Source organism: Sphingomonas sp. (assembly GCF_048594985.1).
In the GTDB taxonomy this organism is placed as follows: Bacteria; Pseudomonadota; Alphaproteobacteria; order Sphingomonadales; family Sphingomonadaceae; genus Sphingomonas_I.
Genome location: NZ_JBMDXG010000010.1, coordinates 1 through 23,475, shown reverse-complemented (window position 1 = coordinate 23,475; position 23,475 = coordinate 1). Strand labels below are relative to the sequence as shown.

Annotated in this window: 19 protein-coding genes and 1 pseudogene; 10 read left to right on the top strand and 10 right to left on the bottom strand. The window is 67.3% G+C overall.

Annotation, left to right across the window (positions count from 1 at the left end):
* Positions 1-13 precede the first annotated feature (13 nt).
* The 3 genes from xrtV to ACOJSF_RS00320 are packed head-to-tail and all read left to right on the top strand — an operon-like array spanning position 14 to position 2,553.
* Positions 14-922 carry an exosortase V gene (xrtV, locus tag ACOJSF_RS00330; protein ID WP_420140253.1) on the top strand — a complete coding sequence of 303 codons (909 nt, stop codon included), beginning with the start codon at positions 14-16 and terminating at the stop codon, positions 920-922.
* Positions 919-1,614 carry an exosortase-associated protein EpsI, V-type gene (gene epsI / locus ACOJSF_RS00325; RefSeq protein ID WP_420140252.1) on the top strand — a complete coding sequence of 232 codons (696 nt, stop codon included), beginning with the start codon at positions 919-921 and terminating at the stop codon, positions 1,612-1,614. Before xrtV ends, epsI begins: the two co-directional genes overlap by 4 nt.
* Positions 1,615-1,674: 60 nt before the next feature.
* On the top strand, positions 1,675-2,553 hold the full coding sequence (locus ACOJSF_RS00320; RefSeq protein ID WP_420140251.1) for a SurA N-terminal domain-containing protein: 879 nt from the start codon (positions 1,675-1,677) through the stop codon (positions 2,551-2,553).
* 46 nt (positions 2,554-2,599) lie between these two features.
* Here ACOJSF_RS00320 and ACOJSF_RS00315 read toward each other — a convergent pair whose 3' ends face one another.
* Genes ACOJSF_RS00315 through ACOJSF_RS00300 form a run of 4 tightly spaced genes read right to left on the bottom strand, consistent with a single transcriptional unit; the run spans position 2,600 to position 6,580 of the window.
* The gene (locus ACOJSF_RS00315; protein WP_420140250.1) at positions 2,600-3,370 is read right to left on the bottom strand and encodes a CpsD/CapB family tyrosine-protein kinase; all 771 of its coding nucleotides are present in this window, start codon (positions 3,368-3,370) and stop codon (positions 2,600-2,602) included.
* Between the two features lie 35 nt (positions 3,371-3,405).
* The gene (locus tag ACOJSF_RS00310; RefSeq protein ID WP_420140249.1) at positions 3,406-4,863 is read right to left on the bottom strand and encodes a GumC family protein; all 1,458 of its coding nucleotides are present in this window, start codon (positions 4,861-4,863) and stop codon (positions 3,406-3,408) included.
* Positions 4,864-4,865: 2 nt separating this feature from the next.
* Positions 4,866-5,996: a hypothetical protein gene (locus ACOJSF_RS00305; RefSeq protein ID WP_420140248.1), complete on the bottom strand. Its 1,131-nt coding sequence runs from the start codon at positions 5,994-5,996 to the stop codon at positions 4,866-4,868.
* Positions 5,993-6,580: a polysaccharide biosynthesis/export family protein gene (locus ACOJSF_RS00300; protein ID WP_420140247.1), complete on the bottom strand. Its 588-nt coding sequence runs from the start codon at positions 6,578-6,580 to the stop codon at positions 5,993-5,995. Before ACOJSF_RS00300 ends, ACOJSF_RS00305 begins: the two co-directional genes overlap by 4 nt.
* A gap of 144 nt (positions 6,581-6,724) precedes the next feature.
* On the opposite strand from ACOJSF_RS00300, the gene ACOJSF_RS00295 reads away from it, so the two are divergent.
* From ACOJSF_RS00295 to rfbA, 5 genes are all read left to right on the top strand, one after another.
* Complete coding sequence (locus tag ACOJSF_RS00295; RefSeq protein ID WP_420140246.1) at positions 6,725-8,239, top strand: tetratricopeptide repeat protein; 1,515 nt, start codon at positions 6,725-6,727, stop codon at positions 8,237-8,239.
* Positions 8,240-8,309: 70 nt separating this feature from the next.
* Positions 8,310-8,873, top strand: a complete 564-nt coding sequence (gene rfbC / locus ACOJSF_RS00290) for a dTDP-4-dehydrorhamnose 3,5-epimerase (RefSeq protein WP_420140245.1) — start codon at positions 8,310-8,312, stop codon at positions 8,871-8,873.
* On the top strand, positions 8,870-9,943 hold the full coding sequence (gene rfbB / locus ACOJSF_RS00285) for a dTDP-glucose 4,6-dehydratase (protein ID WP_420140244.1): 1,074 nt from the start codon (positions 8,870-8,872) through the stop codon (positions 9,941-9,943). Before rfbC ends, rfbB begins: the two co-directional genes overlap by 4 nt.
* Positions 9,943-10,818, top strand: coding sequence for a dTDP-4-dehydrorhamnose reductase (gene rfbD / locus ACOJSF_RS00280; RefSeq protein WP_420140243.1), 876 nt, complete (start codon positions 9,943-9,945; stop codon positions 10,816-10,818). Before rfbB ends, rfbD begins: the two co-directional genes overlap by 1 nt.
* Positions 10,815-11,687 carry a glucose-1-phosphate thymidylyltransferase RfbA gene (gene rfbA, locus ACOJSF_RS00275; RefSeq protein WP_420140242.1) on the top strand — a complete coding sequence of 291 codons (873 nt, stop codon included), beginning with the start codon at positions 10,815-10,817 and terminating at the stop codon, positions 11,685-11,687. The genes rfbD and rfbA overlap by 4 nt, the downstream gene beginning before the upstream one ends.
* A 78-nt stretch (positions 11,688-11,765) precedes the next feature.
* Here rfbA and ACOJSF_RS00270 read toward each other — a convergent pair whose 3' ends face one another.
* A complete protein-coding gene (locus ACOJSF_RS00270; RefSeq protein WP_420140241.1) occupies positions 11,766-12,338 on the bottom strand; it encodes a PEPxxWA-CTERM sorting domain-containing protein in 573 nt (190 codons plus the stop codon).
* Between the two features lie 555 nt (positions 12,339-12,893).
* Between ACOJSF_RS00270 and ACOJSF_RS00265 the strand changes: the two genes are divergently transcribed.
* Entirely contained in the window at positions 12,894-14,246 is a 1,353-nt protein-coding gene (locus tag ACOJSF_RS00265; RefSeq protein WP_420140240.1) for an exopolysaccharide biosynthesis polyprenyl glycosylphosphotransferase, read from the top strand.
* A gap of 4 nt (positions 14,247-14,250) precedes the next feature.
* Here the strand turns inward: ACOJSF_RS00265 and ACOJSF_RS00260 are convergent, their stop codons facing one another.
* The 5 genes from ACOJSF_RS00260 to ACOJSF_RS00240 all read right to left on the bottom strand — a co-directional run bounded on the left by ACOJSF_RS00260 (position 14,251) and on the right by ACOJSF_RS00240 (position 22,211).
* On the bottom strand, positions 14,251-15,606 hold the full coding sequence (locus tag ACOJSF_RS00260; protein ID WP_420140239.1) for an HlyD family type I secretion periplasmic adaptor subunit: 1,356 nt from the start codon (positions 15,604-15,606) through the stop codon (positions 14,251-14,253).
* Positions 15,603-17,318 carry a type I secretion system permease/ATPase gene (locus ACOJSF_RS00255; RefSeq protein WP_420140238.1) on the bottom strand — a complete coding sequence of 572 codons (1,716 nt, stop codon included), beginning with the start codon at positions 17,316-17,318 and terminating at the stop codon, positions 15,603-15,605. Before ACOJSF_RS00255 ends, ACOJSF_RS00260 begins: the two co-directional genes overlap by 4 nt.
* A 63-nt stretch (positions 17,319-17,381) precedes the next feature.
* On the bottom strand, positions 17,382-18,104 hold the full coding sequence (locus ACOJSF_RS00250; RefSeq protein ID WP_420140237.1) for a DsbA family protein: 723 nt from the start codon (positions 18,102-18,104) through the stop codon (positions 17,382-17,384).
* An 11-nt stretch (positions 18,105-18,115) separates the two neighbouring features.
* The gene (locus ACOJSF_RS00245) at positions 18,116-19,477 is read right to left on the bottom strand and encodes a M48 family metalloprotease (RefSeq protein ID WP_420140236.1); all 1,362 of its coding nucleotides are present in this window, start codon (positions 19,475-19,477) and stop codon (positions 18,116-18,118) included.
* A gap of 88 nt (positions 19,478-19,565) precedes the next feature.
* The gene (locus ACOJSF_RS00240; protein WP_420140235.1) at positions 19,566-22,211 is read right to left on the bottom strand and encodes an Rne/Rng family ribonuclease; all 2,646 of its coding nucleotides are present in this window, start codon (positions 22,209-22,211) and stop codon (positions 19,566-19,568) included.
* Positions 22,212-22,660: 449 nt separating this feature from the next.
* Between ACOJSF_RS00240 and ACOJSF_RS00235 the strand changes: the two are divergent.
* Positions 22,661-23,440, top strand: a pseudogene (locus ACOJSF_RS00235) (N-acetylmuramoyl-L-alanine amidase family protein); the annotation flags it as partial.
* Positions 23,441-23,475 lie beyond the last annotated feature (35 nt).

Here is a 23,475-nt window from a genome sequence, read left to right as displayed (position 1 = left end):
AGTCTAGTCCGGTATGCCCCAGGGACACATTGCGGAGATCGTCGGCGAACGGCCGGTGCGGGCGGTCGCGCCCGTCTGGCACGCCTGGGCGCGCCATTGGTTGGTTCTGCTCTGCGCCGCGCTGATTGCCGTGCCGACGATGATCTCCGTCGCGCGCGAATCCTGGTCGACCGAACAGGGCGCGCACGGCCCGATCGTTCTCGCGACGGGCATCTGGCTGGTCGGCCTGCTCCGCAAGCAGGTGGGGCCGCTCGTCCGTCCGGGCAGCCTGCCGCTCACCATCGCGATCCTGGTGCCGCTGCTGGCCATTTACGTCATCGCGCGCATTACGACCACGCTCGAGCTCGAGGGTTTTGCGCTGTACGGAAGTCTGGTCACGCTCTTCTACGGCGTCTGCGGGCCGCGCGCGCTGCGCCTGCTCTGGTTTCCGATCCTCTATTTCGCCTTCCTGTTTCCGCCGCCCGACAGTCTGGTGGCGACGATCACCCAGCCATTGAAGCTGCTCATTTCGCAAGCCGCGGTGGAACTGCTTCACGTCTTCGGCCTGCCGATCGCGCGGCAGGGCGTGATGATCCAGGTCGACCAGTACGATATTCTGGTGGCGGCGGCCTGCGCCGGGCTGAATTCGATCATCAGCCTGTCGGCGATCGGCCTGTTCTACATCTACGTCAGGCATAATGCGAACTGGCGCTATGCGCTGCTGCTGATGATCGCGATCGTCCCGGTGGCGATCCTGGCGAACTTCGTGCGGGTGCTGCTGCTGATCCTCATCACTTATTATGCCGGGGACGCCTACGCGCAGGGTTTCCTCCACGGCTTTGCGGGGATGGTGATGTTCGCGGTGGCGCTGCTCGGGATTTTCGGGATCGATCGTCTGGCGCAGCCGCTCCGTCGCCGCCTGTCGCATGCGGGTGATGCATGAGCGAACGCACGCCCTTCACGCGGCCGAGCCGGCGCGAGCTCATTCTCGGGGGGATCGTTGCGGGCGCGGCGGGTACGGCATGGGCCGGCATGCCGCACCGGGAACAGAAATTCATCCCCGACGGCGCGCTCGAGAAGCTCGTTCCGAACACAGTCGGCGACTGGACGTATGAGACGTCGAGCGGGCTCGTCCTGCCGCCGGCGGACCAGCTTGCGCGCCTGATCTATAGCCAGCAAGTCGGCCGAACCTATGTCTCGCCCGATCGGCCGCCGATCATGCTGTTGATGGCCTATGGCAGCTCCCAGGGCGGGATGCTGCAGATCCACCGACCTGAAATCTGCTATCCCGCCAGCGGCTTCAGCCTGTCGGATTTCGTCGAGGAGCAGATCCCGCTGGACAATGGAAAGGCGCTGCCGGTCCGACAATTCACCGGACGGAGCGATACACGGACCGAACAGGTTCTTTACTGGACGCGAATCGGTAATTTCCTGCCGGTAAGCTGGCCCGAGCAGCGGCTTGCCGTCATGCGCAGCAATCTTGCCGGCTATGTTCCGGATGGCTTGCTGGCACGCGTGTCGGTCCTGTCCACCGATGCGGCGCAAGCGCAGGCGACGCTGGTGGAATTCGTCCGCACGATGCTGGCCGGCCTTTCCCCCGCGCAACGGCGGATGCTGATCGGGACCGGAGCCTGATGTGACGTCAGCGCGGCATGTCCCGCAATCACGCGACAAAGATCAGAAGGAGCATGGGTTATGAACAAGATATCCAAAGCCGGCCTATGCGCAGCGAGTCTGCTGGCGCTGGCGGCGTGCAACCGCGACGCGCCATCGGGCCAGGTCGCGGCGACGGTCGATGGGCAGGAGGTGACGCTCCAGGAGATCAACGCCGAGCTGCAGTCCGCCAACGCGTCGGCGGGCGGGGACAAGCAGGCGCTGCAGCGGCAGGCGTTGCAGCGCGTGATCGACCGCAAGCTGCTGATCAAGGCCGCAGAGGATAAGGGCATCGACCGCACGCCCGAATTCCTCGCCGACAAGCGCCGCGCCGACGAAATGATGCTGGCGCAGGCCTATGCCAAGCAGCAATTGAACGCCGTGCCCGTGCCGAGCGAGGCCGAGATCCGCAAGTTCATGGCCGACCGCCCGACCCTGTTCGCGAACCGCGAGCAACTGGCGCTCGACCAGATCCGGTTCGCGCCGCCCAAGGACCTGAAGTCGCTGAGCGTGCTCGACCAGGACAAGACGATGGACGCGGTCGCAGCGCACCTTCGGGCGATGGGGATCAAGTTCGAGCGCGTTCCCGCCGGCCTCGATACCGGCGCGGTCCCGCCGCAGATGATGCAGGCGATCAACCGGCTGCCCGCGACCGAGCCGTTCGTGGTTCCGAGCCAGGGCCTCATCACCGTGAGCGTCATCACGGATCGCAAGCCGGTGGCGATCGATCCGGCCGAGGCACGGTCGGCGGCGGTGCGCGCCTGGCGTCAGGAAAAGTTCGGGGATCTGCTCCAGCAACAGCTTACCGCGCTGCGTGGCAATGCGAAGATCAGCTATCAGAACGGCTTCGGCCCGCCCCCGGCGACCCCGGGTGCCAAGGGCGCGACTCCGGCACCGGCCCCCGCGCCGGCCGCAAACTAAGCGCGAAGCAAAGCGTGGCGGGCCGTTTGCCCGCCACGCCCCTCAATCAATAATAGCCGCCGTAGCCGTAGCTCATTCCGTAGCCATATTCGTCGACCAGGATCTGCGTGCGGAACCGGTTGAGGACGCTGCCGACCAGCGGCGCCGGCGACAGCATCCGCACCGTTTCGGTCAACTGCTTGGCGGTCGTCTTGCCGTCCTGGGCAACAAGCAGATAGCCATCGAGATGCTTGGCGATGATGACCGCATCGTCGTCCGCGAAGATCGGCGGCATGTCGACGATGACCAGCGTGTCGCGGCCCACCGCGTGCATCCGTTCGAACAGATCCTCGCCGCGCGGGCTGGTCAGCAGCTCGCCGGTGGCGACCTCGCGGCGGAAGCCGGGGACGACAACCAGGCGCTCTTCCCCGATCCGTCGCGCGACCTGATCGAGTTCGGCGTCGCCCGCCAGCACGTCCTGAATGCCGAGGCCGTCAGGATCGAACGAGAGCCGCGTCGCCACCGCCGGGCGGTGAAGATCGAGATCGATCAGGATCACCGCCATGTCGGCGATCCGCGACAATGCGGCCGCCAGGTTACACGCCACGAACGTCTTGCCGACATTGGGCGCGGCCGACGTGACGCCGAGAACCTTGAGGCCGTCTTCCTGCACGCGCCGCAGGATTTGCGACCGGAGCAGCTTGAACGGCCGTGCACGCGTGTCGGCATTACGAAACCCGACGATGTTCTGCCGGTCCAGCTGCTCGGTCGTGACGTCGAGAACCGGAATCGATTCCGGCGTCGTGAACAGCGTCGCACGCTCGGACGGGTGCGACATCAAACCTGATTGCATCGGTTATTGTCTCCTGGGGCTCACGCGCGGGCGAGTTTGCGCCGGGTCCGGCGTTCGAGCATGCGGGCGATCCAGCTCGGCTTGCTGTCGAAATCGGGAATGACCGCGAGCGGCGCCTCCCCCAACGTGCGCTTCAGCGCGGGGATGCCGCGGATCGGATGCAGGATGAGTTCGACGAGCAGGGCCAGAACCAGACCGAAGGCCAGCCCGCCCAGGATCGACCCGGCGATGATCACCGGCCGGTTGGGCCTGATCGGCGCATCGGGTACCACGGGCGGATCCGCCAGCGTCAGGCGCTCGCCCTTCTGTTCGGACTCCATTCGAGCCTGGATCTGCGCGGCCTGCAGCCGCGTACCGATTCCGCGCGACTGCTCACGCAGCGCATCCGCCTGCTTGCCGAGCTGGTCAACCTGCGCCGCCAGCGCGGGAGCCCGAGCCTGCGCCGCCGAGACGTTGGCCGACTGCGAACTCAGCAGCGCGCGCGCGCGCTCGAGCGAGGCGAGCTGCGCGCGATTCGACGCCAGCTGCGCGGCGACCGGGTCCGCTCCGCCCGACTGCGACGCCATCCTGCGCGCCGCGTCGAGCTGGGCCTTGGCGGCGATCACGTCGGGATGGCTTTCGGAAAAGCGGGCCTGCGCCGTGCGAAGCTGGGCCTCGGCGGCGGCGACCCCGCTATCCTGGGTGCCGCTGCCCTTGGTGGTGGCGAGGCGGCTGTTTTCGGCCTGGATGCCCGCAATCTGCGCATCGATCCGCGACAAATCGGTCGAGCGGTCGCCCGTCGACTGGCCGAGCACCAGCACCGTGCCGTTTTCGGACTGGATCTGGGTGATGCGGTTCTCGATCTCGGTGATCTTCGATTGGATGCCGTTGGCCTGTTCGGTCAGGAAGTTGACCGCGTCGATCGCCTGGCTCGCCTGGGTGGTCGCATCCGCCTCCAGGAAGCGGTCGACGAACTGCTGCGCGATGACCTGCGCCTTTTGCGCATCGTCATACTGGAAGGCGACCTCGATCGCGATCGTATTGGCAAGGCCGAGGTTGCGGCGGTTCCCGTTGTTGATCTGGATCTCGCTCGACAGGGCGCGAATGGTCGTGTCCGCGCGCATCTTGTCGACGATCCGCGACAGCGGCATCACGCGCTGCTCATTCGGGTAGAGATTATAGGCCCGGATCAGCCGGATCAGGTCCATGCGGCTGAGCACGCGTTCGCGCGCACGAGCGACGCGCTGCCCGATGGCGTCGTTCATCTGCTGCGAGCCGGACGTCGGACCGATCAGATCCTCCGGCAGTTGCGGCGATTCGATCAGGACCGTGGCGCTCGACTGATAGACGGGATGGATGACGAACGCGGCGATGAGCCCGCCGACGATCGCGAGCACTGCCGGAATGATGATGATCCACCGGCGATGCAGCAGGATGGTGGGCAGAGCCGCCAGGAAACCCGACGCCCCCTGTTCCTCTTCTTGCGTGTCCACCGCCATATTCATCGTCCGATCTTCATCGAAAGGTTGACCATTCCCGCCACCGAATCGGCGGATCCCTGTCCTTTGAGGTCGCGGCGCTGGTAGCGGCCGCCCACTCCGACCGTGAGCCGCTGGGTCACGTCGTAATCATAATCGAGCCGCGCCTGGATCGCCTCGACATCGCTGATCGTCTGAAAGCTCTGCCCGTCGCTCTTGCGATAGCTGCCATAGCCTCGCAGCCGGCTGCGCTCGGTCAGACTGTGCGTGACGGTGGTGGTCAGCGACAGATCGCGGCGCAGGCCACCGATCCCGCTCGCCGAGCTCTGACGATCGGCGGTGAAGCAGATCTCGGTCCGCGGATATTGCCCGCACAGCGAGCCACCGAAACCGACGGTCGTGCTCGCGCTGCGGCCTTCCATCTTCTGGATGATGAGCCCGATATTCCCGTCGAAGGTCCATATCGCGCTAATCTGACGATGAAGTGTTACCGCGGGCTGAAGAGACTGCGTGTCCGGAAACGCTTCCGAATCGACGTACTGTCCATTGACGCGCAGCCCGATCTGGGTGCGTTCATCGAGGCTGCGCGTATATGCCAGGTTCGCGCCATAGAGATTGTAATCCTGCACCAGCCCGTCGAGCGTGTTGCGCGAGAAGGTGTTGCGCGACGCGTTCACGCCCCCCGTCCAGGTGTCAGTGGCGGTCGGCTGCCAGCTGAAACCGGCGTCGCCGCTCAGCCGCCTGGAACGCCGCCCGATCGTCAGCGGATCGGAAATGCCCGGATCGAAGTTGCTGCCGATCAGGGGGTTGGTCGTCGTGTTGTAGGTGACGCCGCCGTTTACGGTGAGCCGCTCGTTCAACTGCTGCTGATGGGACAGCCCGGCCAGGGCGTTGTCGCTATGGCCATAGTCGCGAAGATATTCCTCACGGCTGTAAATTCCACGCACGGTGGTGACGCCGCGCGGCGTGGTCCGGGTGAGAACCGGAGCGAGCGAAACGTTGAGCGACGGCGAACCACCGTCCTCGCCGATGCGCAGGAAGGGATTGGTGACGTATCCCGCGCCGGCGCCGACGACGCCGCTGAACACGAAGGGCTCGGCCGCGACCGGTGCCACCATGCCCGCCGCGACGGTCGCGAGGATCAGCCGCTTCACGGGACCACGACCATGTCGCCTGCCGCCAGCACGGGCACGTCGCGGGCGATGTCGCCGCTGCCGGGACGCCCCTTCATGATGTCGCCCAGACGAGCGCGAAGCACCTCGGTCCGCCCGCCCTGGCGGCGGATGATGACGATGTTGGAAAGGTCCGCAAACTCGCTCGGCCCGCCCGCCAGCGACAGCGCCTGCAAGACATTGACGTAGCGCGTGGGCGAGAAATTGCCGGGGCTGCGAACCTTGCCGATAACCGAGATCTGCATGCCCGAGGGGACGCGGACCGAAACGGTCACCTGCGGCGGCACGTCCTTATATTGGGGCGCGAGCAGGCGCGACAATTCCTGTTCGACATCGGTAGGCGTGCGGCCCGCTGCCCGGACGGTGCCCGCCAGCGGGAAAGCGAAGCTGCCATCGGGCAGGATGTTGAGCGAGCGCTGAAGCCGCTCGTCCCCCCATACATACACATCGATCTGGTCCCCCGGATTGATCCGGTAAGCCTCCGAGGCCGGCGGCGGAGCGCTCTGGGCCGAGGCAAGCGCGCTCTGCAACGACAGCGCAAGAAAGGCTGCTGCGGTCAGCTTCATCTATCGATCACCCCTTGGTAAGTGCGCCCCGTATCGCACTTGCGAACACGCTTTGCTAGCGCCTATGTTGCGCACACAACGCGGCTGGGGCAACAGGAGCGCCCCTCCCGATCTGACGTCAGGGACCGCGCAGCGCCTTCCATCATGTCCGGCCGTACCCGCCCCCCCCGCCTGTTCGCGACGCTTGCCACGATGAGTCTCGCGCTCGTCGCCGTCGCCTGCAAGCCGGCGACCCAGCGTGCCGACGAATATGAGACGCTGTCCGATCGCGCGTTCGCCGGCAAGGATTACCGCCACGCCGCCGACATGATGAAGGAAGCCGTCGCGCTGGACGACAGCACCCCGCGCCGCTGGCTCAAGCTCGGTCGCGCCCGCGAGGCGAGCCAGATCTATTCGGGGGCGGCGGCGGCCTATCAGCAGGCGCTGGACCTGCAGCCAGACAATGTCGAAGCGCTGCAGAACCTGGCCGTGCTGGCGGTTCGCGGCGGCGAGTACGATACTGCCCAGCGTTATATCGAGCCGCTGCTGCTGCTCGACCCGGACAATCAGGCGGGCCTGCTGTCCAGCGGCGCGGTCGCGCTGGCAAAACGCAACTTTGCCGAGGTGGATCGACTGGCGACCCGCATCGTCGAGGTCGCGCCCCAGCGCGCGGACGGCTATGTGTTGCGCGCTCGCATGCACGATATGCAGGGCGACAGCGAAACGGCTGTCCGGATCTTGGAGGCGCGAGCCAAGGACGATCCGACCAACAGCGATCTGCTGATGCAGTTGATGGCCCTGTATCGCAAATTGGGCCAGCGCGATGGTATCCGGGCCACCGCGATCCGACTGATGCCGCTTTTTCCCGACGATCCCCGCTACGCGATGGAGGCGGCCCGCGCCTATCAGGCGCGCGGTGACACCAAACGCGCGCAGGAGATCATCGCCCGGGTGCGGACCAAACATGGCGGCAGCCCCAGCGTCATGACCGCGATCGCCGAATTCTGGCGCAACAACGCTCCGCCCGCGCTGGCGGCTGGCGAAATCGCCAAGGTGGCGGAGGCGTCGCGACCCGCGGTTCGCGTGGCGATGGCGCGGACTATCCTTGGCATGGGCGATCCGGCGGCGACGCTGCGCGTGCTCGAGCCGCTGACGCGCACGCCGATCGCGCCTACCAATATCGAGGCACATACGCTGTCGGCGCGGGCTTTGCTGGCGGCGGGCCGTCCCGATGCCGCGCAGGCCAAGGTCGACGAGGTGCTGGCGTTCGACGGATCGAATCCCGAGGCGCTGATCGTCCGCGCCCGGCTGAGATTGAACCGGAAGCTGTATCGCGAGGCGGCAAACGACGCCCAGGTCGTGATGGCCGACGACGAGACCAACAGCGAGGCGACGCTGCTGCTGGCGGAAATCCGATCGCGTGAGGGCAATCAGGTGCTGGCCGCGAACGTGTACGGAACGGCGCGCCAGAAATTCCCGGACGATGTCGGGGTGGCACGGGCGGAGATCGCCTGGCTGCTGGGCCAGAAGCGCGGCGAAGAGGCGGCGCAGCGCGCCGCGAGCTTCCTTCAGGCGCACCGCAACGCATCGGCACGGCAGCTTTTCAGCGAGACCTGCGCGCAGACGAAGGCGGCTGCATGCCGGGCCGGAGCGCAGGCGATCGCGGCGGGGGATAACTGAGCCGCTTTGAATCTGCGTGCGCATGCGATAGCTGGTCGCTGCATTGCAGCGCGATTTCGGGGGGATATTCGTGGCCGTCAGACTGATTCGTCCACGCCGCTTCGGCGACGAACGCGGCTGGTTCATGGAAACCTACAACCGCGCGCGCTATCGCGAGTTCGGCATCGACTGCACCTTCATCCAGGACAATCATTCGATGTCGCGCGACGTGGGCGTGTTGCGGGGTCTCCACTGGCAGGCCCCGCCGCACGGCCAGGACAAGCTCGTGCGCTGCGTGCGCGGCCGCATCTGGGACGTGGCGGTGGACGCGCGGCGCGGCTCTCCCACCTTCGGGAAATGGGTCGCGGCCGAACTGAGCGCCGAGAACGGGCACCAATTGTTCGTTCCGGTCGGGTTTGCGCACGGTTTCGTCACACTCGAACCCGACACCGAGGTCGAGTATAAGGTCAGCGGCGATTACGCGCCGGAGTGCGAGGGCGGCGTACGCTGGGACGATCCGGCGCTTGCCCTGCCGTGGCCGCTGCCCGAAAATGGGCCCACGCTTTCGCCCAAGGACAAGGTTCTGCCCCCGCTGTCCGAGGCCGACAGCCCCTTCGATTATGATGGACACCCATTGGAGCCGATCGACGCATGACCGCCGCCAAGCCCCTGCGCATCCTCGTCACCGGCGGAGCCGGCTTTATCGGCTCGGCGCTGGTTCGCCATCTCGTGCGCGAGACGCCGCATGAAGTGCTCAACCTCGACAAGCTCACCTATGCCGGCAACCTGGCCAGCCTGGAGCCGATCGCAAACAGCCCACGCTACCGCTTCCTCCAGGGCGACATCTGCGACGGCGCGACGGTCGCACAGGCACTCGCCGACTTCCGCCCGGATGTGATCACGCATCTGGCGGCGGAGAGCCATGTCGACCGGTCGATCGACGGCCCGGCCGACTTCATCCAGACCAACATCGTCGGCACCTTCGCGATGCTGAACGCCGCGTTGGATTACTGGCGGGGTCTCGACGAGGCCGCGAAGGCGGAATTCCGCTTCCACCACATCTCGACCGACGAGGTGTTCGGCACGCTCGCCGACGACGGGTTCTTCACCGAAGAAACGCCTTACGACCCCCATTCGCCCTATTCGGCGTCGAAGGCCTCGTCCGACCATCTCGTCCGCGCGTGGCACGACACCTACGGCCTGCCGGTGCTCATCACCAATTGCTCGAACAATTACGGCCCCTATCACTTCCCCGAGAAGCTGATTCCGCTGATGGTGATCAAGGCGCTCGCGGGGGAGCCGCTGCCGGTCTACGGCGAGGGGCTGAACGTGCGCGACTGGCTGTTCGTCGAGGATCATGCCCGCGCGCTGACCGCCGTGTTCGAGCGCGGCGTGCCGGGCGAGAGCTACATCATCGGCGGTCGAGCCGAGCGCAAGAATATCGAGGTCGTCACGCGCATCTGCGAGACGCTCGACCAGATCCGCCCGCGTGCCGACGGCACGTCGTACAAGACGTTGATCACACACGTCACCGACCGGCCGGGGCATGACCATCGCTACGCCATCGATCCGACCAAGATCGAGCGCGAGCTTGGCTGGACCGCGCAGGAAAGCTTCGATTCGGGGATCGCGCGGACGATCGCCTGGTATCTCGACAATGAGGCGTGGTGGCGCCCGCTGGTCGAGGAAAAGGGCGCGGTGCAGCGTATCGGCCTGAAGGGCTGATGGGCGCGGTCCTCGTCACCGGCGGATCGGGCCAGGTCGGCGGCGCGATCGCGCGGCTGGCGCTGGGCCGCGAGATCGTTGCGCCGCGCCGCGACGCACTCGATTTGACCGATCCGGCGGCGCTTGCCGCGATGGTCGAGTCGCGCGAGTGGGCGGCAGTGGTCAATTGCGCGGCCTATACGGCGGTCGATCGTGCCGAGAGCGATGTCGTCGCGGCGTGGACGATCAACGCGCTCGCGCCCGCTGCCCTCGCCGCCGCCACCGCGCGCAAGGGCATTCCACTGATCCAGCTGTCGACCGACTACGTCTTCGACGGCACCAAGAGCGGCGCCTATACCGAGACCGATCCGATTGCGCCGATCGGCGTCTACGGCGCGTCGAAGGAGGGCGGCGAGCAGGCGGTCCGCACCGCCAACCCGGCCCACGTCATCCTGCGTACTGCCTGGGTGGTCAGCGCCACGGGCTCTAATTTCGTGAAGACGATGCTGCGTCTGGCGGCCGATCGCGATGAACTGCGCGTGGTTGCCGACCAGCATGGCTGTCCGACCGGGGCCGACGATATCGCGCGGGCGGTGCTGACAATCCTCGACCGGATCGACGATCCGGCCGCGTTCGGAACCTATCACCTGGTCAACCAAGGCGAGGCGACGTGGGCCGATCTGGCCGAGGCCGTGTTCGCCCGCGCCGCAGCGCATGGCGGCAAGGCGCCCCGCGTCGGCCGGATCGCAACCAAGGACTACCCCACCCCCGCCGCGCGGCCCGCCAATTCGCGGCTCGACACGGCGAAGCTCCGCCGACAATTCGGCATCGTCCCGCGCGACTGGCGCGTCATGATCGACGAGATCGTCGACCAATTGATGGAAAAGACAGCATGAAGGGCATCATCCTCGCCGGCGGCAGCGGCACCCGGCTTCATCCCGCCACGCTTGCGGTCAATAAGCAATTGCTGCCGATCTACGACAAGCCGATGATCTATTATCCGCTGTCGGTGCTGATGCTGGCCGGGATTCGCGAGGTGCTGATCATCTCCTCGCCCGAATATCTCGACAATTATCGCAGCCTGTTCGGCGATGGGGCGATGCTTGGCCTCGACATCTCCTATGCCGTGCAGCCCAAGCCCGAGGGGCTGGCGCAGGCCTTCCTGATCGGCGAGGAATTTCTGGCAGGCGGGCCCGCCGCGCTGGTGCTGGGCGACAACATCTTCTTCGGCGCCGACCTGAGCGAGCGGCTGCGGCGCGCGGCGGGGCGCAGCGATGGCGCGACGGTCTTCTCCTACCGCGTCGAATCACCCGAGGCCTATGGCGTGGTTGAGCTCGACGACACCGGCCGTGCGATCTCGATCGAGGAAAAGCCGAAGCAGCCCAAGTCCCACCACGCGGTGACAGGCCTCTATTTCTACGATGCGCGCGTGACCGAATTCGCCAAGCAGGTCCGTCCGTCGGCACGCGGCGAGCTCGAGATCACCGACATCAATCGGATGTATATGGAGCGGGGCGAGTTGTTCGTGGAGCAATTGTCGCGCGGGCATGCCTGGCTCGACACCGGCACGCATGACAGCCTGCTCGAAGCGTCAGAATTCGTCCGCACGGTGCAGCACCGGCAGGGCATGCAGATCGCCTGCCTGGAAGAGATCGCCTATGATCTGGGCTTCATCGACCTGGAGCAGTTGCGGTCGCGGGGTCAGGCGTTCGCCAAGACGGGTTACGGCCAGTACATCCTGCGTCGGGTAGCCGAAGCCGCCTGACCCGAAGCGCATCGCGGGGACAAGGTGCCGGCGGGCCTCCCCCGCCGACACCCCATGCCAAGCGCGCCGGGCGGCGGCCTAGGCGGTGACGGCGTCCCGCCGCCGGGCGCTCCGTACCGTGGCGCCCGCGAGGCCGAAGCCGAAGAGCATCATCGCCCACGTCGCCGGTTCCGGCACGTCGCCATTGACGAGCGGCGCGGGCTCGCTGCCGAAGATGCCGGTGGCGGCACCATTGAAGCTGTTGAACCGCCCGTTGGCATTGAGACCGAGGCGCGGCGCGATCGAGACGAAAGTTAGCGAAAAGTCACGCTCGTTCGTGTTCGAAAAATCGAGCACGTCGGACGTGAACACCACCGTGTCGCCCGCGCCGGTCGATCCCGAGAAGGACCCGGTAGATCCGTTCAGCGAGCCCGACAGCGCTGCGCCGCCGAAGCTGCTCGACAGCAGATTGGTGCCCGCCGCGTAGGTCGTGCCGTTGAGCGTGAACGCTTCGGACGAGATGAAGGAGAAGCTTCCCGTGAAAAGGTCCTGATAGGCGAAACTTCCCGCCGCGACCGCGCTGCCGGTCGAGATCGCCGAAAGCGTGAAGACCGAATCGATCGATCCGACGCCTGCAAACACCTTTTGCAGATAGTCGAACTCCACCGCCACGCCGCCGCAGCTGCCGCCTCCAATCGTGCAGATCCGATTCGTTGAGTTTATGTAACGAATATTCGCGCCCGTCGTGGGCGGTGAGAAGGAGGCAAAGGAGGTCAACGCCGCCAATGCAGGCGCTGCCCCCAGCATGGCAGCCGATAATAGGCCGACCGAGATCACGGTCCTACGCATAAGCCACTCTCCTGAACTTTATACTATTGGGTCCGCGTACCCGATTCGCGGACGCACTTCAATCACAGTTAATTTCTTATTAAGTTTGTACGCGGTGCGTCATACTCATGTGACCGTCTTTACTTGCTGCGTTCGCGAAGGAGTGTTGAAGGCGGTTTCGCTGCAACGCAACGCGGCGATCGCCGTCGCCGACGGCGCTTTGCATTGACAGCGAAGTCGTGGTGGTGTTCCCACGATCCGCGCCCAAGCGCGATCGACGACCAGAGGGGGTAGTTGCATGACGAGCTCCGTGAGCGCGCCGCGCGGCGGCGTCTGGCGCCATCCCTTTGCCGCGGCCGCGTGATGAACAAGCCCATGACAAGCAGCGATGTTGCCGCGGTGAAGCGCCGCCTCAAGCCTTCGGACCTCCAGGCCGTGCGCGTGCGCCTGTGCCTGATGATCATGCTGTGCGACTGCGCGGCCATCCTGTTCGGCTGCGTGGTGGGCAACATGGTCCGCTTCGGCGATCCGCTCGCGTCGGACGGAATCAACCTGTTCGCGGTCGTGCTGCCGATCTTCATCGGCATCGCCATCAACAGCGACGCCTATGCCGCCGACGTCCTGCGCGACGTGCGCACCGGTTTCTCTCGCGCGCTCCTGGCCTATATGTTCGCGCTGGCGGCGGTCTTCTTCCTCGCTTTCTACATGCGGGCCAATGCGGACCTGTCGCGGATCAACACGACCGTCGCGATCGCGACGACCGTCGGCGCGATCTGGCTGCTGCGGCATCTGTGCAAGCTGTACATCCGCCAGACGACCGGCATGCAGCTGACCTACGAACTGGTGATCGTCGATGGTGTGGCGGTGAACCCGCCGCCCGGCGTCCACGTCCTCGATGCCGAGCGCGACGACCTGCGTCCGAACCTGCAAGATCCGCACATGCTCAACCGGCTTGGCATCCACCTCAAGGGTGTGGACCGGGTGGTGATCGCCTGCCCGCCCGAGCGGCGGCAGATCTGGTCGATGCTGCTCAAAGGATCGAGCGTGAACGGCCACATCCTCTCGCCCGAACTGGACGAGCTGGGCGCGATCGGGATCGGTCTGTTCTCGGGCCAGCATACTCTGGCCGTGGCGCATGCGCCGCTCGACCTCAGCCGCCGCGCGGCGAAGCGCATCCTCGACCTCGTGCTCACCATCCCGGGGCTGATCTTCCTGGCACCGCTGCTGATCGTCGTCGCGATCGCGGTCAAGCTCGACAGCCGGGGGCCGGTCTTCTTCCTCCAGCCGCGCGTCGGCCGGGGCAACCGCATCTTCCTAATGTACAAATTCCGGAGCATGCGCGCGGACCTGAGCGATGCAGCGGGCAACAGGTCGACCTCACGCGACGACAACCGCATCACCAAGGTCGGCAAGTTCATCCGCGCCACGAGCATCGACGAGCTGCCGCAGCTCTTCAACGTCCTGCGCGGCGAGATGAGCCTGGTCGGGCCGCGCCCGCACGCACTCGGCAGCCTCGCCGGCAACGAACTGTTCTGGGAAGTGGACGAACGCTACTGGCACCGCCACGCGACCAAGCCGGGGCTGACCGGCCTGGCGCAGGTGCGTGGTTATCGCGGGGCGACGCCGGAGCGCGCCGATCTCGCCAACCGGCTGACCGCCGACCTCGAATATCTCAACGGCTGGACGATCTGGCGCGACATCTCGATCCTGATCAACACCGCCAAGGTTCTCGTTCACCGCAACGCCTACTGAGCGGTCACCGCTCGCTGAACGCCCCCCTCAGGGTCTGCGTCAGCGGCTCGATGAGATAGTCGAGCGCCGTCCGGCGGCGGAGCGTGATCTCCACCTGCGCCGGGGTGCCCGGACGCAGCGAGCCGCGTACGCCCGCCGCTTCGGTCGCGCGCGCGAACTCGGCGGGAGAGACGGTCACGGTGGCGGTGTAATAAGACTGCCCGCTCCGCTCGTCGGTGAAGCTGTCGGCGGAAATGCGCGTCACCGAACCATCCAGCACCGGGACCGAGCGGCCATGGAGGCCCGTCAGCCGGACATGCGCGGGCTGGCCCGGCCGCAGATCGTTGACATCGGCGGGGGAAACCTTCGCCTCGATCGATAGCGAGCGATCCGCCGGCACGACCTTCATCAGCGTCTGCCCGGGCGACGCCACGCCGCCGCTTTCCTTGAAAGCCAGCCCCATCACCGCGCCCCGTGCCGACGCACGAAGCTGGCTGCGGGCGAGAACGTCCTGCGCCGCGCGCCATTGCGGAAGCAGGCTCTGGAGATCGGTCTGTGCCTGACGGAGCTGGCCGGCAAGCTGCTCGTTCGCCTGGGCACGAATCTGCAGGAGCTGCATCCGCGCCTCGCCCCCCTCGTTGCGCAGCCGCGCCATCTCGGCGGCCTGCGCGCCGCGCTGGCCTTCGAGCTCGGCGGCGGTGCGTTCGAGCGCGAGCACGCGATTCTGCGTCGCCCAGCCCTTCGCGGCGAGCCCGCGCACCGTATCAAGCTCCTTCATGTTCAGCCGCTGCTGTTCGGCGTTCGAGCTCTGCCGGGCGGCATAGCCGCCGAGCTGGTTGCCGACCTGCGCCATCTTCTCGCCGAGCAGGCGCTGTTCCGATCCACGCGCGCTCTGCCAGACCGCGAACTGTCCGCGTGCGACGGTCATGGCGCGCTCGGCCTCGGCACGGTCGCGAGGCGACAGCGAGGCGAAGCTGGCCGGATCTTCGACCCGGGGGGCGCCGGCGAGCTGCGCCGTAAGCCGCGCGATATCGGCCTCCAGCGCGATCACGCGGGTCGCGAGCGAGCGTTCCTGCGCCAGCGCCTCGGTCGAGGCGAACTCGATCAGAACCTGCCCCTCGCGCACCTGCTGGCCCTCGCGGACATGCACGGCCGAAATGACACCACCGTCGGCGGTCTGGACGGTCTGGACGTCGCCGGTCACCTTGACCGCGCCGCCCGCATAGGCGGCCGCGTCGAGATGAGCGAGGCTGCCCCACCCGACCAGCCCCAGGAAAAAGACACCGCCCACGATGGCGGCGGTCCGGATTTCGCTGCGGGGATTTTCCGGAAGCGGGACAGTCAGGCCGGAGTGAAGGCTGGGAAGGACGGCGTCGCTCATGCGCGCTTCTCCTCGACGGATTGAAGGGTGGGAGCCCGCAGGGTGATCGCGCCGAAGCGGGCGACGCGCCCCTGCCCGAGCAGCATGATCTTGTCGGCGGCGGCGAGCATATCGGCCTGATGCGCGGTCAGGACGACCGTCGTGCCGGCCTCCTTGAGCTGGCGAATGGCATCGAGCAACGCCGCCTGCCCATCCGTGTCGAGATGCGAATAAGGCTCGTCGAGCAGGACGATACGCGGCGCGCCATAGACGGCCCGTGCGAGGGCCACGCGCTGGGCTTGGCCGGCCGAAAGCCCGCCGCCGCCATCGCCGAGCAAAGTATCATAGCCCTGCGGCAGGCGCAGGATCATCTCATGCGCGCCGACCAGCCGTGCCGCCGCGATGACGCCGCTGTCGATCGCCGCCGGATCGCGGCCGAGCGCGGCTTCGAAACGGGCGATATTTTCCTTCACGCTGCCCGCGAAGAGCGTGAATCCCTGCGGCAGATAGCCGATATGCGGGGCCAGCCGCTCGGGATCCCACGCCTCCAGCGCCGCGCCGTCGATCCTCACCGTGCCTGAGATCTGGGGCAGTGCGCCGGCCATCGTCGCGAGCAGGGTCGACTTGCCCGCACCCGACAGGCCGGCAATGCCGATCACCTCGCCCGGTTCGATCGTGAGCGTGGCGCCTTCGATGACCGGCTGGGCGGCGCCGACCGGCGCGACCGCGAGCGCCTCGAGCGAGATCCGCCCCTTCGGCTCGGGCAGGACGGTGTCGGGCTGCACGCTCCGGTCGTCGGTAAGCAGCAGGTTGAGGTGGCGGCGCGCTTCGCGAGCGCGGGTCACGGTGGTCCACGATTGGGTAAGCTGCTCGATCGGCGCGAGCGCGCGCGAGATGAGGAGGGTCGATGCAAAGATCGCGCCGCCCGAAATCTTGCCGTCGATCGCCAGCCAGGCGCCGACCGCGAGGCCGGTCGACTGCATCGCCAGCCGGATGATCCGCATCAGGCTGGTGTGCCGGCCGCCGGCGAACGCCGCCTGGAGCTGAAGCGTGGACGCGCGCGTCCGATCGGCGAGGATTGCGGCGGTCAGCGCGCGGCGCATGCCCAGCGCGCGCACGTCTCCGGCGTGCGCCGCGATATGGCCCTGGCGGTTATAGGCTACGCTCGCGGCGGCCGATGCGGCGGCGAGAGGTGCGTGGGTCGCGCGCTCATTATCGAGCACGAGCAGCATCAGCAGACCACCGGCCACGAGGGTGACGACGCCGAGCCATGGATGAAGCAGGAAGGCTGCCAGCACGTAGATCGGCGCCCACGGCGCGTCGAAGGCGGTGGTCATGACGGGGCCCGCCATCGCCTGACGGAACGTGTCGAGCTGGCGCAGCGCCTCAGCGCGCTCGACGCGGCTGACCTGCGGACGGCTGAGCACGGCGGCGAGCACGGGTTCGGCGAGCACGCGGTCGAGCCGCACGCCCGCCTTCAGCAGCAGGCGGCTGCGCAGCCATTCGAACGCGCCCAACGTGGCATAGGCCGCGAGAGCGATCATCGCCAGTAGCGCAAGCGTCGCGAGGCCGGCTGTGGGCACGACCCGATCATAGACCTGGAGCATGAAGATGGTGGGCGTGAGACACAGCAGGTTGGCGAGCCCGCTCAGCACCGCCGCCGCGATATAATGATGGCGGCAGGCGGCGAGCGCGCGCCGTACCGGATCGGGAAGACCCTTGCCTGCTGTCATGATAAAGACTCCGCTTCGCTGAACGGCGACCTATGCGGGAGTCTGGTTAAATCGGGGTAAAGGCTATCCGCGCGGCGCGCGCGCCTGCTTGATCGCGTCGGCCAGCGCGTCGTGGCCCACCGCCCCCGCGAGCAGCGTGTCGCCGATCACGAAAGCGGGTGTGCCACCGATGCCCAGCCGCCGGGCAAGCGCCAGATTCGCCTCGATCTCGCGCGTAACCTCGGGTCCTTCGGCTTCTGCCTTGATGCTTGCTTCGTCCGCGCCCGCCGTACGGGCGGCGGCGGACAGCGCGCGCGCATCCGGGCGGCCGCCGGCGAACAAGGCGCGATGGAAGGCCGGATAGCGCCCCTGCCGGGCCACGGCGAGCGCCTGCCGCGCCGCGACCTCGCTCTGCGGGCCGAGTACGGGAATTTCGCGCCACACAACCTTGAGCTGCGGATCCTCGCGCAACAGCCGCTCGATATCGGGCGCGCTGACGCGGCAATAGCCGCAGCTATAATCGCTGAACATGACGAGCGTGACATTGCCCGCCGGATTTCCCGCCCAGGCGCCGGCAAAGGGGGCTTCGAGCGCCTTGCGCTCGGCCCTGATCGCGGAGGTGGCCGCCTGCGCCTGCAGCCGCTCCATGGCCTCGGGAATGATCTCGGGATGCGCCAGGATATAGTCGCGCACGATCTGCTCGATCGCGGCGCGATCGGGGCGATCCGCGGCGGCCTGGGCTCCGGCGAAACCGATTCCCAGCCCGGCAAGGCCGGTCACCACCATTCCGATCGTCGTCCGCCTCACCTGTCCTCCTCTCAGCGCCGCTTGCGCGCGCGGTCGGCCGCGTCGCGCATCGTGAGCGCAAGATCCAGCGCGCGAATATAATCGGGCGTGCCGCTGGGGATGCCACGCATGGCCAGTTCGGCATTGACCATCGCGCCCTGCGGATTGCCCTGCATCGCATAGCGTTCCGCGCTGGCGAGCCGCGCGCGCGGCTCATCGCCCAGCCGGGTGTAGATCAACCCGAGATTATACCAGGCCTGCGGATTTTCCGGATCGCGCTGGACCGCGACCTTCAGCACCTGCTCGGCTTCCTTGAAATTGTCGCGATCCTCGCTCGCGATCAGCGCGTCGCCGAGCAGAGAGGCGATGAGCGGGGTGTTGCGCGACCGCGCCACCGCCTCGCGCAGCGGCGGGATGGCTTCCGCCGGCTTGCCCCCTTCGAGCAGGATCTGGCCCTTGAGCTCGAGGAAATAGGGGTCGTGCGGATCGGTGGCGAGCAGGCTGTCGACCTCGGCACGGGCCTTTTCGGGAAAGCCGCCCCGGTGCCAGGCGTAAGCGCGGGCATAATGCGCGGGGACGCTCTGATCCTTCTCGGGATAGCGGTTGAGGACGATGCGCGGCTCTTCGAGATAGCCGATCAGCTTGGCCTTGATCCGCAGGAAGCGCGCCTGCTTGGCGGGCTCGATCGGCGTGTTCCACCAGGGGGATCGTTCGAGATCGGCCTGGAGCGCGGCCTGACGGTCGGACGTCATCGGGTGGCTCTGCCCGAACGGATCGACCGAGGTATAGCTGGGCGTCAGGCGATACTCCTCCTGCCGCAGCTTGCCGAAGAAGCTGATCATGCCCTTGCCCGACAGATGCGCGTCGTTGAGGTGGCGTACCGCCGCCGCGTCGGCACCGCCCTCCGCCGCGCGGCTGAAGGACAGAAACTTGCCCTGCGCCGCGGTTTGCCCCGCCATGAGCGCCGCGATGCCGGCGTCGCCCGCGCCCGCCGCGAGCGCGGCGGCGCCCAGCAACAGCGACAGAAGCGAAATACGCGTCGCGCTCTCCACCCCCGCCTGCGAGGTGAGCACGGCGCCGCCCGTCTCGATATGGCCGAGCTCGTGCGCGATCACGCCTTCGATCTCGGCGACGTTGTCGGCCCGCTGCAGCGTGCCCGAATGGAAATAGATGTTCTGCCCGATCGCGACGAACGCGTTGATCGACGGATCGTTGATCAGATAGATTTTGAGCGCGCCCGGCCCCAGGCCCGCCGAAGCGGCGAGCGGCGCCGCGATATCGTGCATGAACGCTTCGGTTTCCGCATCGCGCAGGATCGACTGCGCCACCGCCGGGTGGACGGCGAGGACCGTCGAAACGAGGACGGCGCAAACGAGGCGGAACAGGCGAATCATCGGACGCCCAACAGCGCTGCCGGGTCGGCACTGAACCCCGGCTGAAGGCAGACCCCCGCCGCCATCGCTGACGGCGGGGTATCCACGATCAGGCGCCGAAGGTGCGCTGCCACCAACCGCGGCGCGGCGATTCGGCGGAAGCCTCCGCCTCGCCCGTCGGCGCAGCGTCGGGCTCGGCCGCAACCGGTGCCGGCTCTTCATTGCTCGCGGTGGGCTCGACCACCGGGCTCGCGTCGGCCTCGACCGGCACTTCGGTGACCCGCCGGCGGCGGGTGCGCTTGGGCGCGGGCTCGGCCGCGACCGGCGCGGTCCCCGCTTCCGCCGGAATGTCGCCCGCTGGCTCGACCGGATCGGTGGCGGCCGCCGCCTTGCGCGACCGGCGCGGACGCTTCGGCGGCGCGCTCTCGCCTGCCTCGACTTCAGGTGCGGGGGGTTCGGGCGCGGGCTCAACCGTCTCGACGGGCGCAGCCGCCTCCACGCTCTTGCGCGGCCGGCCGCGGCGACGCGGCGCAGGCTTTTCCTCGGCCTCGGGCTCGGGAGCGACCTCGACCGCCTCGGGAGCGGACTCGACCGGGAGCTCGACCGGCAATGCCTCCGCGAGCTCAGCTCCGTCGACCTCTGCCTCGGGCAGAATATCCTCGCCGGTCAGGCCGTTGCGCTTCCGGCGACGACCGCCCCGACGACCGCGACGGCCCCGGCGACCACGCTCTTCCTCACCCTCCTCGGCCTCGGGCCCCTCGGTGTCGAGGGGCTCGTTTTCCTCGGCGGGTTCATCGCCCACAGGCTCCTCGCCTGCCTCGGGCGCGCCTTCCTGACGGCCTTCCTCGTCGCGGCGACCACCGCGCCGACGGCGGCGGCGACGACGGCGACCCCCCTCCCCGTCGCGCGATTCGCCCCGCTCCTCCTGTTCGGTCGCGGAGACCTCCTCCTCGTCAAACTCTTCTTCAGGAAGGTCGTCGTCAGGCTCCGCAACGATCTGCTGCGGCAGGCGTGGCGCATGGCTGGGTGGCGGGCCGGACGCCTCGACCGTCATACGCGCGCCTTCGAGCGTCCCGTCGGTCCGCACCTCGATCATGACGCCATAGCGATCCTCGATGTCCGCAAGCTCGGCGCGCTTGCGGTTGAGGACGTAGAGCGCCGCATCTTGGCTGGCGTGCAGGCTGAGACGCGATCCGCGCCCGCGCGCGGCTTCCTCCTCGAGCAGGCGCAATGCCTGAAGCCCCGAGGACGAAGCGGTGCGGACGAAGCCCGACCCCTCGCAATGCGGACAGATGCGGGTCGACGCCTCGAGCACGCCGGTGCGCAGGCGCTGACGGCTCATTTCGAACAGGCCGAAGCTGGAGATGCGGCCGACCTGGATGCGCGCGCGATCGTTCTTGAGCGCCTCCTTGATCGCCTTCTCGACCTTCCGGATGTTCGATCCGTTTTCCATGTCGATGAAGTCGATGACGATCAGGCCCGCCATATCGCGCAGGCGGAGCTGACGCGCGATTTCCTGCGCGGCTTCGAGGTTGGTCGCGGTCGCGGTCTGCTCGATATTATGCTCGCGCGTCGAGCGGCCGGAGTTGATGTCGATCGACACCAGCGCCTCGGTCGGGTTGATGACGATATAGCCGCCCGACTTGAGCTGCACGACCGGCTGGTACATCGCCGACAGCTGATCTTCGACGCCGTAGCGCTGGAAGAGCGGGATCGCGTCCGAATAAGGCTGGATGCGCTTGGCGTGCGTCGGCATCAGCAGCTTCATGAAGCTGCGCGCGGCGCGGTAACCGTCCTCGCCCTCGACCAGGATCTCGTCGATATCCTTGTTGTAGATGTCACGGATCGCGCGCTTGATGAGGTCGCTGTCGCGATAGATTTCGGCCGGCGCCGACGAGGTCAGCGTCCGTTCGCGAATCTCGTCCCACAAACGGGCGAGATAATCGAAATCGCGCCGGATCTCCGCCTTGCTGCGCTGGAGGCCGGCGGTGCGGACGATGCAGCCCATCGTACGCGGGAGATTGAGCTCGGCGAGGATCGACTTGAGCCGCTTGCGGTCGGCCGCGTTCGAGATCTTGCGTGAGATGCCGCCGCCGTGGCTGGTGTTGGGCATCAGCACGCAATAGCGCCCGGCAAGGCTGAGATAGGTCGTCAGCGCGGCGCCCTTGTTGCCGCGCTCTTCCTTGACGACCTGGACCAGCAACACCTGCCGCCGCCGGATCACGTCCTGGATCTTGTAGCGGCGACGCAGATTCATCCGCTTCTGGCGGAGCGATTCGACCCCACCGTCGTCGCCGCCGCCCGTGCTGGTCGGCTTCGGCGCCAGCGCCTCGTCGTCGTCGCCGACATAATCCTCGGCAGCGTCCAGCGGCTCGTTCGCGCCGTCGTCGTCGAGACGCTCGATCGCGTCGACATCGCCGTCCTCGTCTTCTTCCTCGCGGGCGCGCAGCGCCTCTTCCTCGGCCGCATGCTCCGCTTCCTCGCGCAGCAGGGCCTCGCGGTCCTCCTTCGGGATCTGATAATAATCGGGATGGATTTCGGAGAAGGCGAGGAAGCCGTGGCGGTTGCCGCCGTAATCGACGAACGCCGCCTGAAGCGACGGCTCGACCCGCGTAACCTTGGCTAGGTAAATATTGCCCTTGAGCTGCTTATGCTCTTCGGATTCGAAATCAAATTCTTCGATGCGGTTGCCCTTGATCACCGCCACCCGGGTTTCTTCCCGGTGGCGCGCATCGATCAACATGCGCATGGACATTCATATATCTCCGCGCGTCCCGGGTCGCCGCAACAGGGCGACGGGCGCGATAGGGCGAGGGGGCGTGCGCCGCGAAGCGGAGCCCCAAGTCGCCGAGGATGCAAAAAATCGCCTCTGCCACCGCATCACCCGGGCGACGATCGCGCCCGGAAAAGCCCCACGCCCACGCGATCGTTGCCGGATCGGCACGACGCGGGCTTGGGGAAAGATGATGCATGCGGCTTCAACCTGTTCGGCCGGTCGCGACGGGCGGACCGGCGGTAATCCGGCCGGAACATGGTAAGCGCCGGACGGACCGGTTCTCCCTAACACCTGGCCCGGGCGGCGGCAACAGGCGCGGGATTCCCAGCGATTCGCGGCTCTGCTAGGGGTGGCGCGTGCGCGTCTTGCTGATCCTGGCCTGCCTGCCGCTTGGGGCGATGGCCGATGCCGCGCCGCCCAATCGCGCCACCGCCGCCCTGCCCGCCCGGCCGTCGCGCCTCCGCCTGCCGCCGGTGGAAGGACCCAAGGACCGCAACGTGCCGCTGGTCGTGATCGACGCCGGGCATGGCGGGCATGATCCGGGTTCCTCGTCGGCCGATGGAAGCGCGGACGAAAAGGATATCGCGCTGGCAATCGCACGCGCGGTACGTGACGCAATCCGGGAAAGCGGGCGCGTTCGCGTGGCGCTGACCCGTGCGGACGACCGCTTCCTCGCGCTCAGCGAGCGGCGGGAGATCGCCCGTGCCCTGCGCGCGGACCTGTTCATTTCGATCCATTGCGATAGCGCGCCCAACCCCGGCGCGCGCGGCGCCAGCATCTATACGCTGTCGGAGACATCGTCCGACCGCGTCGCGGCAGCGCTGGCCGCGCGCGAGAACAAGGTGGACGTGATCAACGGCATCGATCTGTCGACCGAATCGGACGACGTCTCCTCGATCCTGATCGACCTCGCCCGGCGCCAGACGCTCAACGGCGCGTCGCGCTTCACCGGGCTGCTCCAGCGCGAGCTGGCGCCGCTGATCGGGCTGAAGAGCGACTTCCATAAATATGCCGGGCTGATGGTGCTGAAGGCGCCCGACGTGCCGTCGGTGCTGCTGGAAACCGGTTACATCAACAATGCCGACGATCTCGCTTTGCTGCAGTCGGCCGCCTATCGCCAGAAGATCGCGACCGGCGTCGCCCGCGCGGTCGAGGCGCAGTTCGCGCGGCGGCTGGCGGGCAAGCCCGAGCGGGCGGAGGAGGAATGAGCCGGCGAGCGCAATGGGGTATCCGCCACCGCGCG